Here is a 12168-nt window from a genome sequence, read left to right as displayed (position 1 = left end):
ACTGGTTACTTGCATACGCAAACGTTAGCGTAACATAATATGCTTGTGCGGGTGCTTTGTACATATATTTGTTTTCCCACATCGTCATATTATGAAAGCTGGAAAACAAACGTTTATTGCCTGCCTGGTTCTTATCGGCATTGTATCATTTAAACCACTTGCCTCCATTTACAAGAATGGATGGATAGACCTGAATAAGAACGGGAAAAAAGATATTTATGAAGATCCCTCCAAACCAGTAAATGCCCGAACAGCCGATCTGTTGTCGAAAATGACAGTGGAAGAAAAGACCTGCCAGATGGCTACGCTGTATGGCTGGCGCCGGGTGCTGAAAGATTCCCTGCCAACACCTGAATGGAAAAACGCCATCTGGAAAGACGGCATTGCCAATATCGACGAGCACCTGAACGGATATATTGGTTCTAACAAGACGGTGACGTTGGACCTGGCAACGGATATGGAAAAGCATGTTTGGGCAATGAATGAGACCCAACGTTTTTTTATTGAACAAACCCGGCTCGGTATCCCGGTTGATTTTACCAATGAAGGCATTCGTGGTATTGAAGCCTATGAGGCAACCGGTTTTCCTACACAGCTCAATATGGGTATGACCTGGAACAAAGACCTGGTGTATCAGGAAGGATTAATAACCGGCCGCGAAGCCCGTGCCCTGGGTTACACCAACGTGTATGCGCCCATTCTCGATGTGGCGCGTGACCAACGCTGGGGTCGCCTCGAAGAAACGTTTGGCGAAGATCCTTTCCTTGTTGCCGCTTTGGGTGTTGCCATGGCGAAAGGCATTCAGCATAATGGAAAGGTGGCGTCTACCGCCAAGCATTTTGCGGTGTACAGCGCCAATAAAGGAGCGCGGGAAGGACAGGCCCGCACAGATCCGCAGGTAGCGCCACGGGAAGTAGAAAACATCCTGTTGTATCCTTTCAAAAAGGTGATCAGGGAAGCCGGCATCATGGGTGTGATGAGCTCTTATAACGATTACGATGGTATTCCTGTTTCGGGCAGTAATTACTGGTTGATACAAAGGCTGCGGATTGAAATGGGTTTTACCGGCTATGTGGTCAGCGACAGCGAAGCCCTCGAATACCTGAGCAGCAAACACCATGTGGCCGCTAATTTAAAAGAAGCCGTTTACCAGGCCTTTATGGCTGGTATGAATGTACGCACTACATTCCGTCCGCCCGATAGCATTATCATTTGCCTGCGACAACTGGTGAAAGAAGGTCGTATACCTATAGATACCCTCAATCGTCGCGTAGGCGATGTATTGAAGGTGAAGTTCAGGCTTGGCCTGTTCGATCATCCTTATATAGAAAGTGCCGCCGAAACAAGAAAGCTGGTCAATAACGAGGCCAGCCAGCAGGTGGCTTTACAGGCATCACGTGAAAGCCTCGTGTTGCTGAAAAATGCGAATAATATTTTACCGCTGTCAAAAGGATTAGAGAAAGTAGCGGTGGTAGGTCCCAATGCCACCAACGACGATTATGCACATACGCATTACGGTCCATCGCATACGCCCAGCGTAAATGTGCTGCAGGGCATACAGGCAAAGCTGGGTGCTGATAAAGTGTTATATGCCAAAGGCGTTGACCTGGTTGACAAACGCTGGCCCGAAAGTGAAATATTGCCCGAACCGATGGATGCTGCGGAGCAGGCTATGCTCGACTCTGCTGTTCAGGTTGCAAAGCAGGCGCAGCTCGCCATTGTCGTTCTAGGCGGAAATACCAAAACAGGTGGCGAGAGCAAAAGCCGCACCAGCCTTGACCTGCCCGGTTACCAGCTCAACCTGGTTAAAGCCATCAGGGCAACCGGCAAACCGGTAGTGGTGGTGTTGATCGGTTCACAACCCATGACCATTAACTGGATCGACAAGTATATGGATGGTATTATTTATGCAGGTTACCCCGGCGGAAAAGGAGGTACTGCCATTGCTGATGTGTTGTTTGGCGATTACAACCCCGGTGGCAAGCTCACGCTGACCTTTCCCAAATCGGTTGGACAAATTCCTTTGAACTTCCCTTCCAAACCCAATGCACAATCAGATGAAGGCGAGCATGCCAGGATCAAAGGCTTGTTGTATCCTTTTGGTTTTGGATTAAGCTACACCAGCTTTGAATATAGCAATTTGAAAATAAATACCGGCAAAACAGCCAACGAGCCAATTGCCGTAACGGTTGATATCACCAACACCGGCAAGCTGGCCGGCGATGAAGTAGTGCAGCTATACATTCGCGATGTATTGAGCTCGGTGACTACGTATGAAAAACTGTTGAAAGGTTTTGAACGGGTGCACCTGCAACCCGGCGAAACCAAAACCCTGTCTTTTTCCATTCCCCGCGACGAGTTGAAATTATATAACCGTGAAATGAAGTTTGTGTTAGAGCCCGGAGAGTTCAGTGTGATGGTGGGGGCGTCTTCAAGTGATATCAGGCAAACGGGTAGTTTCTTTATAAAATAAGTTAAAGTCTATTATATATGCAGGTAAGTACGTAATGACCATCGCGCAGATTGCACAGTATTCGAGCATCTGGGCATACGTTACCCTGCTGAATAAAAGCGGCGCCTCAGGTAATCGCATCAAATACTGGAATTATCCAAATGAAAGACCGATTTTCAATTATACCAATGACAACCCGGCCGGTTACTGCATCCCTGCTTTCCAGGTAACGGGTTCATGGATAAGCGATAGCGGTGGTCAGATAGTTACGCTATTCTTCCAAAACGCGGGCATTGATTTTCTTTCTGTGGTAATGCATGTTGCCCGCTGCGGATATGATCGATGATGTTGAATGATCTGGTATGGCAAAACGGACAGGCATGCACATCGCCGGCTGAATCGATATACACACTACGACTGCCAGAGAAGCAACCTATTCGCCGTTGATGAAATCCATGATACAGTAAGGTGGGATATTTCCTGTATTCCGGCGCGTGATTTACCTGCAGGAATAACTGTTCCAATTGCTGTATATGGGTTTCTTCCAGCAGCACCTGCTGGTTTTCGTAATGGCCAATTTGTACCGGTTCCAATACCTGCACAAATTGAACACCGAGTTGCCGCGCAAAATCCATATATGGTAACAGGCTTCCCTGGGTAATAAATTGCCTGGTACCGCATACGCTTAATGCGGTAACCAGGCCTGCGCGTTTAGCCACGTCTACGGCTTGTACGGCCATGCTAAAAGAATGGGCGTGCCCTCTGAACAGGTTGTGCAATTCAGGTATGTAGTGATCGATGCTTACCACCACACCGCGGCACCCGGCTTGTTTCAGCAGCCGGGCATTTTGAGCTGTCATGTTAAAGCCGGAGGTAAGCACCCAGCATTCGCTTTTTTTACTGGTAAAAGCAATGATGTCGAGCAGGTCTTTAATGCGTACCATCGGTTCACCGCCACTGAAGTGGATCTGTAGTACTTCCTGTTGCTGGTATAGTTTCACCGTTTGCAGCAGATCTTCTTTGGTAAACGATTCTTTCTGGTTCAAGTTATCCCATTCAAAGCAATGCTCGCAGCGCATGGGACATTTACGGGTAATGGCGAGAAAGATAAAGGAAGGCTTTTCTGCAGAGAGATCGGGATGCGTATGCCGGAGCAGTTCTCTTTTAATTACATTATTGTAGGCTTTCGAGGGCCAGCCCGGTGCGTAAAGACTGTAATGATACCGGCCGTCAACTTTGTATATTTTAGTCATATTGCCATCCCAGATGGCGTTCCTGGTTTTGATCATCTTGCGATAAACTTTCCATATGGTACCTGGGCGCCGCAACCATAATATGGCCAGCCAGAAGATATTACATTTTATGGCCCAGTTGATCAATAACCGTTTCACCATACCTGGCGCTCCATTGCTTACTTTGTTTTTTAAATTATACCCGGCGCCTGCTGTTATGGTTGTGATGGTTTTATCAACAGTGATTGTTTGCATAACAGGGGTTTTATTGTTTGGAGAAAGCTACCAGTTGCGCACGGTTGATCTGGTTATAGCGTTGCCTGCTGAATGCAGTAAAGGCGTCTGGTTGCTTAAACTGTTGTAAGAATGGTTTATTGATGCCACCCTTGAAATGCCGAACATGGGTGTAATATCCTTTTGTATGCAGAATAAAAGTTTGCATTTGCGTGGTGTCCTGCACCGGGATATAGTTGTATGTTAACGTGGCTACATTACCTGGAACTGGTTGTTCACAATACAGTCCATCTTCTTTTTGCAGCACCGGCAGTACGTTCCTGTTTAATTCATCAATTGCGCTAACTGGCGTGTACTCGTTCGTAGTAAATTGGTCATTGGGTGTATAATCGATGGCTGCGTAATCAATTTCCCAGAACATAAACCCGCTGGAAAGTTTTACGGTCAGCGATGTTTCTGTTGGTGTGATATCAGGCAACGGCACTACAATTTCGCGGGTAGCTACCGGACCAATGGTGGTAAGATGGGTAATGTCTTTCCAGCCCGAATTGGTTTTAATTGAAATGTGCAATGGTATTCGTTGTGCTTTTACCCATTGTAATAACTCATCGGGCGTTTTCTTGTTTTGTTGTTTCATATAAATGGAATAATACCGGCCAAAGCCTTTGGCCAGTTCGCCGTATAAGTAGTCGAGCCAATACGAGTTCTTGAGTGAGAGTACCAGCTTTGCATTGCCTATGCCTGCCTGCTTATTGAACTGCAACTCCAATTCATTTTGCCCGTTGGTGAATGTAGTGTCATCCATAAATTGCAAAACCTGGTCGTTATGTTGCTTCAATGCAATTGTATTTATTGGTTTATTGTTCAACAATGCCTTGACTGGTAATTGGGGTTTTTCAATGCTGTATAGATGGCCTGTTTCATCTGCCAGGATCCTTGAGTGTTTGTTATGGGTGATCACCAGCAGATTAGCGATATCGGTATACTGCCGTTCCTGCAATTCGTTACTTATTTTCAGTTGTAAGTTGCCATTGGGAGTTGGCGCCATTTTTAACGGCAGGTAATCGTGTCGGGCCAGTTGTGGGTAAATAGCCCCGCCATATGTTTCGCCCTGTAGCGTGAACTGGTTGCCATCATAAGCACTTACAAAAGGACAGGAACTTTTTGTGGCAACTACAATGGCGGCAACCAGGGCCATGGCGCCAAGCGTATAACCAATGGCACCTATTGCATAGCTGCCGGTAGTGCGTTCCCTGTCTTTTTGTATTACTTCAATCCTGTATACCTGGTTGAGTGCAAGCGTATAGGGTCCAGGTTTTGCAGCATTATCGCGCTCAATGAAAAAGTGCACTTCGTTTAAAACACTCCGATGGGTTGGGTCAGATCTTTTATACCTTCTGTTGTTGCGTATACCGTTCCGGAGATGCAGCTTGTGTTCGGGCGGTAGTGTATCTAAAGTACAGGTCATTGCGGTATGATCGGCTTTGATCTGAAGGTTTTTCATGAAATACGCTTCATTTACGTTGCGTAAAATAAAAGACCTGTATGCAAACCTCAGGCTATCGATCTTTTTCATAGCCTGTTTGTCTGATGGCGCTATTAACAGCGATTCATAATAGTTGTGGCAACCAGTGCTGCAGGTAAAAAAAAGAAAGGCTGCAAAGAAGCATGTGGTGATGTTGATATACTGTTTCATGGCGTTGTTTTGATATTAGTTAAAACCAATACCTCATAATGGCATAATACTGAAATCAATACTGCAGGAACCTTCTATATGACCCGTTCACCAGGTACTTCGGGTAGATCTTTGTGAGGGTATAGCTTTTACAGGGAGATATATTGGAAGTTACAAAAAGATGCTAAACCAAATTTATACTATTTTAACGGAGATTAATTGTTTTAAGCGCTGGTTTTTCCTGATCGTTGTTGGCAATTCCGATTGTTCGAATAGGAATTGTTTTGTAGATTACTGGGGTGATGTACAACGTACGTATAATGAAAATAATCACATCCATAATTGCTTTTATTTGTCTCTTATTTTTTGGTTGCAGTCATTTTGATAATGACCTGTTTGACGCCATAACCAAAAACGACATTGCCAGTGTTGATCATTTGCTGAAGCAAGGCATTGACGTGAATAAGAAAGATACGGAAGGCCGTACACCCTTGTTCCAGGCTGCTATCCTGGGTGAAAAAGACATTGTGCGTCTGCTGATCAAAAATGGCGCTCATACCGAAGACAAGAATAAGTTTGGTGAAACGCCTTTATCAATAGTTGCTACAAAAGGACATACAGATGTTGCGCGCATCCTGATCGACAATAAGGCTGATGTAAATGCCGTAAATATCGACAGCGTAACACCGTTGATGTACAGCGCCACGTATGGGTATCAACCTATTCTATCCTTATTATTGCAACATAATGCTACGGTGAATGCAGTTAGCAAGGAAAAATTAACGCCATTGGTATACGCCTGCCTGAATAATCATATAGAGGAAGCCCGTTTGCTGATAGCCAGCAAAGCCGATGTGAATTTCAGTATGCAGGACCAGGAAACCATACTGATGATACTTGCTATTAAGGGCTATGCCGATCTTGCCAAATTGTTAATAGATAATGGCGCGTTGGTGAATGCCCAAACAACTTACAAGTCCACAGCTTTAATGGCGGCCTGCCGCAACCGGCATACCGAGGTGGTGAAAGTATTGATAACTGCAAATGCTGATCCTACAATCAAAGATGAGAATGGTGAAACGGCATTAGATCATGCAAAGAGGGCCGGAGCGCAGGAGATCGTTGCATTATTAAAAGAGGCAGGGGCACAATAAGGCACAATTGCTAACACAAAATTCAAGTTATAAGTTGCAGGTTTCAGGTTGCAAGGAAAAAAAAATCGGGAATCCCAACCTGTAACGTGAAACTTGTAACCTGCAACAAAAAATAAACCCCGCCGTCCCGGGGTTTATTTTTTTGAATATATCCTTTATAGCCGACGGTTGATCAATAGATCCGTGTCATTAATCCTGATCCATTACCAGAGCCGCCGCTTCCGGTGATTGTTATGTGACCGGTATTTCCATTACCATCGTAGCCCCATGCTTTGTTATTGTTGGCTGTGCAATTGGTTACAGTGTGCGGTACGTTTTGACCGGCGCTGCCCAGTTTGAAACCATTCCCATCGCCATTACTTCCATAGCCATGGTTGGTAGCTACGCAACCTGTAATAGTAACAGAATAAGGTTGTCCATACAGGTCCCAGCCATCATCGGAGTTGTGATTGGCTGTGCAGCTGGTGAACTTGTTGCCGGCGCCGCCAGATAATTTGCACGCAAAACCATCGGCGTTTTCTCCGCCATTGGCAGCATCGTAGTTTTCATTTGATTTGCAGTTTACAACATTGTTGTGATGCGAACCGTTGTAGATCTGGATACCGGAATCATCATTACCGGTTGCTGTTATATTAGACACATAATTGTAACCGCCAGACTGGAATACCAATCCGCAATCCGGTGCATTTTTAATGGTCATATTGGTAATGTTCCAGTAACTGCCATTACATTTTACACCCCAGCCCGATGAAATGCCCGAGCAATCGAGCGTGCCGCCGGTAAAATTGATCTTTGAACTGGAGGTGCCGCTATTCAGCAACTGCAGGGTGCTGGTTAATCTGATAGTACCACTAACAGTTATAATATCACCTGCCTTGGCATTGGCAATAGCAGTTTTTAATGCAGATTCAGTAGTTACGGTGGTGTTAACGGCTGCTACGTTGGTGAAACCGTCGCTTTCAGATCTGGTGGCAGGGTTGGAAGAAGAGGAGGAATCAGTGGCTGGTTGTTCAGTTACCTTTAGGCAACTGGCAAAAAGGATCACGAGCGCCATAGCGCCAATGTGTTTTTTCATACTTGAAGGCAATTTAATCGTTTAAAAAAAAGTAGTTCTCTAATTAAATGTAGCACTTGTACAAAATAGTTAGAAAGAGGCTTTAACAATAATTTATGCAATCGTTGCCGGTAACGATTGCAACCCTGCCTGTAATGGCTAGTGGTAAGTGGCTGCCTTCCTCCCACCTGCCACTAGCTCCCGATAGCTATCGCGACTACCCGCTATTGATCAGTATTCCTTACCATCTATATTGTAGAAGTTATAGTCGGTCATAGGTGCATCTGTAAATCCAAGGTTCCGCCCAATAGTTACTACCTGCCCGCGATGGTACGTGCTATGGTTGGCATAATGCATGATGTATTCGAAATTCCTGAAGTTGCACCGGAACCATTGGCTTTCAATGAGGGTTTTGTCCTGCACATTTTCATCTGTCATCTTATTAATATAGTCAGCCAGCTCGCCCGACGTTTTCAATAAAACGTCAAAAACGTCATATACGCTACCATTAAATTCACTTTGGGTTACAGGCTTTTCTTTTTTGAGAATAGACAACCAGTAGCGTTCGGTTTGCCAAATGTGAAGCAGGGTAAGCTTAATGCCGGCAAAGCTGGAGGGCATTTCCTTTTCCAGGCTGGCGGCCGGTTTGGTTTTTAACCAGCTTATCAATGTTGTATTAGCCCAAAGATTGTAATTCGCATAGTTCTTCATTAAATAGGTAATGGGGCTTGTTGTTGGGGGATCAATGATATCAGTAGCCATAATAGTTGTTTTTTATTATTACAAAGAAAAGTATGGGTGGTGACAACAGTATGTCAGTAGTCAATGTGATAATTTGCAAATGTGCTAATGAAAACCGGCAACCGCCATCCTGTTCTTTTATATTCGAAAAACATATTTTATCTTGGGGCGGTACATTATAATAATATATATGAAATCCATCCTGGTGTCCCTGGTTTCCCTGGCGTCTTTTATTGGTCAAGGTTATGGTCAGTCTGCCGAAGGGCAGGAGTTTGGGGAAGACATCAGGCTATGGCTGAAGCCGGGCGAACATAAGGTGGAACTTATGAGCATTAAGTCAACGGTAAATCCCCGCCAGTTAGAGCTTACCTCCAAAATAATGAAAGCTGCCCAGAAGAACGCCGCCTGGATCCGGGATTCAATGGCCACTGTTACCGATTCCGCTATTATCTATGCCAAGTTTGGATTAACAAAGGCAGAGTATAATGAGTATATCGCCATGGATGATACAGATAAGAAACAGGAGCTGGTAAAAACAGGCGATGAAACGCTGGTGATAAAGCGAAAGAAGAATACACTCACTTTTCGTGGTACCGGCCGGTTAAAAGCATTGGATTCGCTTAAGTTCAATGTAGTATTGAATGAACCGATCTATAATGGAATGGAATTGGAGTTTGGCAATAAATCGGGTTCAGAAGATAGCAACAATCCTTTTAAAAGTCCCTGGACGGGATACCATTACACCTACGAGATGTTAGACGATATAGATGCGAATATGACCAACTTCTCTACTACAAAAATTACGTTCGATATTGGACAGCTTAAAAATGGCAAAAGCATCATCATGTTTATGCTGCTCAGAGTTAAAGACGGCAAACCCATCCAGAACGCCACAGCCATCTGCCTTTTTGAATAGCCATAGTAATTTTTACTGTGTATTTTACCTTTAATACTGGCAGTAACATAAACATAACAAACATTAATAATATTGGGTAATCCTTTTCTTTCCCATTCTTTTTGATCGTTGTATCAAAAATAAATATGGTTTGAGTATTTTATTACCCAAACTTTCGGCAATTTCTTAATATAAACCACACCGCACACACGATAATTATCCGGGCTTGTAATTTGCATTAAAGACTGGGGTTCCATGCAAAATTCCAAATAAACATATTCCAAGAACCAAACTTCCTAAACGGATCTCAAATTTGGATCTTGTGATTTGATATTTGTGATTTCAGGAAATAAGATCCCTTAACCAATTAATTATCTGAATGAAGGGCGAATTTTAAATGCTAATTGAACAGTGGCGTATATAGTATAATGCTTCAAAGGGTTTAGCTATTCCATTTCAACAATTAACGATTGCTATTCACATTTCACAAACAGAACTAGTGTTTGTTAGGGTATTTTATTTCTGAAACAAAATGAAAGGTATGCAACGATCTACTTATGTGGTAATTATGGCAGGGGGGATCGGCTCCCGTTTTTGGCCGGTTAGCAGAACAGATTATCCCAAACAGTTTCTTGATATACTGGGTACAGGTGAAACCCTGATCCAGCAAACGTTCAGGCGTTTTGAAAGGATAGCGCCTATAGAGAATATTTATGTAGTTACTTCTACAGATTATGCCGGTATTGTAGATAAGCAATTACCCTTAATACCCAAAGAAAATATATTGACCGAACCGGAAAGAAAGAATACCGGGCCATGTATTGCTTACGCTTCTTTTAAAATTCTACAAAGAGACTGGAATGCTTCTATTATTGTGGCGCCGGCCGATCACCTCATCCTCGATCAACCCGATTTTGAAGAAGTTTGTACACAGGCTTTGCAATTTGTGGATATACACGATGCCCTACTAACAATAGGTATCACTCCTTCGTATGCCAATACTGGGTATGGATATATACAATTTGATAAAGCCGTTTTTCAACCCGGCATCCATAAAGTAATAACATTTACTGAGAAACCAGATGCACAACGAGCCACAAAATTTGTGAGCAGTGGGGAATATTTGTGGAACTCAGGAATTTTTGTGTGGAAGGCACGTTCGATCATTCATTCAATTGAAAAGCACCTGGGCAATCTGTATCAATTGTTTAAAGAAAAAGAAAGTTGGCTTGGAACAAGTTTTGAGAGATTAATGATCGCCGATATATACGCAGTATGTGAAAATGTATCAATTGATGTTGGGGTTATGGAAAAGGCGAAGAATGTATATATAATACCTGCATCGTTCAGGTGGAGTGATCTGGGAACATGGAACAGCGCCTGGGAAAATATGGGAAAGGATGTGCGTAACAATGCAGTGGCCGGCAATGGGGTGGTGGTAATAGATACAGCACAATGTGTGGTGCATGCGTCAGATGAAAAGCTGGTTGTTTTGCAGGGATTGCAAAATTACATTGTGGTTGATACTACAGATGTACTGCTGATATGCCAGAAAGAAAAAGAGCAGGATATAAAGAATTATGTAAGCGAGGTAAAAAAATTAAAAGGCGAACGGTATCTGTATTCTGTTAACAACAAATTAAAACCAACGCTTACAGGAATTGAACGTGTATATTAAATAAATTTTGTTTGTATACTGATAATCATTCCTAAACGAATAGAATAGGTAGCTGGCACTGAAAAATTAAATCCCATATACCGGATAATGTGCAAGCTTTTTGATATAAGACCGAGACCTTAACGATCCTATGCTTGCTATATAAATACCTCTTGTCTTTGGTTTTACTCCTGATTGAATTGGATCTGTATCCTGTAGCGTAGTATGCTTGTCGGGCAAAATTAAAATTCATATATGGGTTATAGGAGAACAATGGCATGGCCACATAAGTGGCGGGCTTTACAATTTTATAGTATTTTGGTAATAATGCTGGTGAGCATATCATCATGCGTGAATACCCAGAAGGCAGTTTATTTTTCAGGTCAGAAGACCGGTTCTTTTGAATCACCGGCTATCCCAAAACTGGTTATACAAAATAATGACCTGTTAAGCATTTCGGTTAGCAGTTTGAATCCTGAAGCATCAGCTATATTCAATCAACCTAATAATACACCTGCAAACAATAACACCGCCACTACCACTTCAGCCACTGGTTACCTGGTAGATGGAGAAGGCAATATTCAATTCCCTTTTTTAGGAGCTGTAAAAGCTGCCGGCTTATCAAAGGATGAATTGAAAGATAAATTGACCAAATCGCTGGTTGATAAAAAGCTGTTGGTAGATCCCATCATAACTATTCGCTTCCTCAATTTTAAAGTAACGGTTTTAGGTGAAGTGGCGCATCCCACAGTGGTTACCGTGCCCAGTGAAAGGATATCCCTGCTGGAAGCTATTGGACTGGCCGGAGACCTTACCATCTATGCGCAACGTGATAATGTATTGGTGATAAGGGATGAAGATGGTAAAAAAGTAACACATCGCCTGAACCTGAATTCAACCGAGCTTTTTAATTCACCATATTATTATTTGAAGACGAATGATGTTGTGTATGTGGAACCGAATAAAGCAAAAGTAGCCAGTACAAGTCGTAGTAATCAGTGGTTACCTATCGTTCTTAGTGCTTTATCGCTGGGCGTAATTGTAGTAGATCGTTTAACAAGATAAAATTTTTTT

The 12168-nt window shown here is 43.2% G+C and carries 10 protein-coding genes; 6 read left to right on the top strand and 4 right to left on the bottom strand.

Annotated elements, in window-relative coordinates:
• The first annotated feature begins 91 nt into the window (after positions 1 to 91).
• Positions 92 to 2473: a glycoside hydrolase family 3 N-terminal domain-containing protein gene (locus FAM09_RS02380; RefSeq protein WP_136575476.1), complete on the top strand. Its 2382-nt coding sequence runs from the start codon at positions 92 to 94 to the stop codon at positions 2471 to 2473.
• A gap of 10 nt (positions 2474 to 2483) precedes the next feature.
• Positions 2484 to 2798 carry a right-handed parallel beta-helix repeat-containing protein gene (locus tag FAM09_RS31510; RefSeq protein WP_394347799.1) on the top strand — a complete coding sequence of 105 codons (315 nt, stop codon included), beginning with the start codon at positions 2484 to 2486 and terminating at the stop codon, positions 2796 to 2798.
• On the opposite strand, the gene FAM09_RS02370 is transcribed toward FAM09_RS31510, so the two are convergent.
• The gene (locus FAM09_RS02370) at positions 2719 to 3939 is read right to left on the bottom strand and encodes a radical SAM protein (protein ID WP_136575475.1); all 1221 of its coding nucleotides are present in this window, start codon (positions 3937 to 3939) and stop codon (positions 2719 to 2721) included. The two genes, FAM09_RS31510 and FAM09_RS02370, sit on opposite strands and share 80 nt — an antisense overlap.
• 10 nt (positions 3940 to 3949) lie before the next feature.
• Positions 3950 to 5614, bottom strand: coding sequence for a hypothetical protein (locus FAM09_RS02365; RefSeq protein WP_136575474.1), 1665 nt, complete (start codon positions 5612 to 5614; stop codon positions 3950 to 3952).
• Positions 5615 to 5913: 299 nt separating this feature from the next.
• On the opposite strand from FAM09_RS02365, the gene FAM09_RS02360 reads away from it, so the two are divergent.
• Positions 5914 to 6747, top strand: a complete 834-nt coding sequence (locus tag FAM09_RS02360) for an ankyrin repeat domain-containing protein (protein ID WP_166437003.1) — start codon at positions 5914 to 5916, stop codon at positions 6745 to 6747.
• Between the two features lie 172 nt (positions 6748 to 6919).
• On the opposite strand, the gene FAM09_RS02355 is transcribed toward FAM09_RS02360, so the two are convergent.
• Positions 6920 to 7822 carry a right-handed parallel beta-helix repeat-containing protein gene (locus FAM09_RS02355; protein ID WP_136575472.1) on the bottom strand — a complete coding sequence of 301 codons (903 nt, stop codon included), beginning with the start codon at positions 7820 to 7822 and terminating at the stop codon, positions 6920 to 6922.
• 210 nt (positions 7823 to 8032) lie between these two features.
• On the bottom strand, positions 8033 to 8563 hold the full coding sequence (locus tag FAM09_RS02350; protein WP_136575471.1) for a DinB family protein: 531 nt from the start codon (positions 8561 to 8563) through the stop codon (positions 8033 to 8035).
• 169 nt (positions 8564 to 8732) lie between these two features.
• Between FAM09_RS02350 and FAM09_RS02345 the strand changes: the two genes are divergently transcribed.
• The 3 genes from FAM09_RS02345 to FAM09_RS02335 all read left to right on the top strand — a co-directional run bounded on the left by FAM09_RS02345 (position 8733) and on the right by FAM09_RS02335 (position 12159).
• Positions 8733 to 9458 (top strand): hypothetical protein, encoded by a 726-nt coding sequence (locus FAM09_RS02345; protein WP_136575470.1) that lies wholly within the window; start codon positions 8733 to 8735, stop codon positions 9456 to 9458.
• 520 nt (positions 9459 to 9978) lie between these two features.
• Positions 9979 to 11115, top strand: coding sequence for a mannose-1-phosphate guanylyltransferase (locus FAM09_RS02340; protein ID WP_136575469.1), 1137 nt, complete (start codon positions 9979 to 9981; stop codon positions 11113 to 11115).
• Between the two features lie 306 nt (positions 11116 to 11421).
• Complete coding sequence (locus tag FAM09_RS02335) at positions 11422 to 12159, top strand: polysaccharide biosynthesis/export family protein (RefSeq protein WP_243751617.1); 738 nt, start codon at positions 11422 to 11424, stop codon at positions 12157 to 12159.
• Positions 12160 to 12168: the final 9 nt, after the last annotated feature.

It is taken from the genome of Niastella caeni (assembly GCF_004834005.1).
Taxonomy (GTDB): domain Bacteria; phylum Bacteroidota; class Bacteroidia; order Chitinophagales; family Chitinophagaceae; genus Niastella; species Niastella caeni.
Note: the sequence above shows the minus strand (reverse complement) of the source record. Positions and strands in the feature narration are given on the sequence as shown.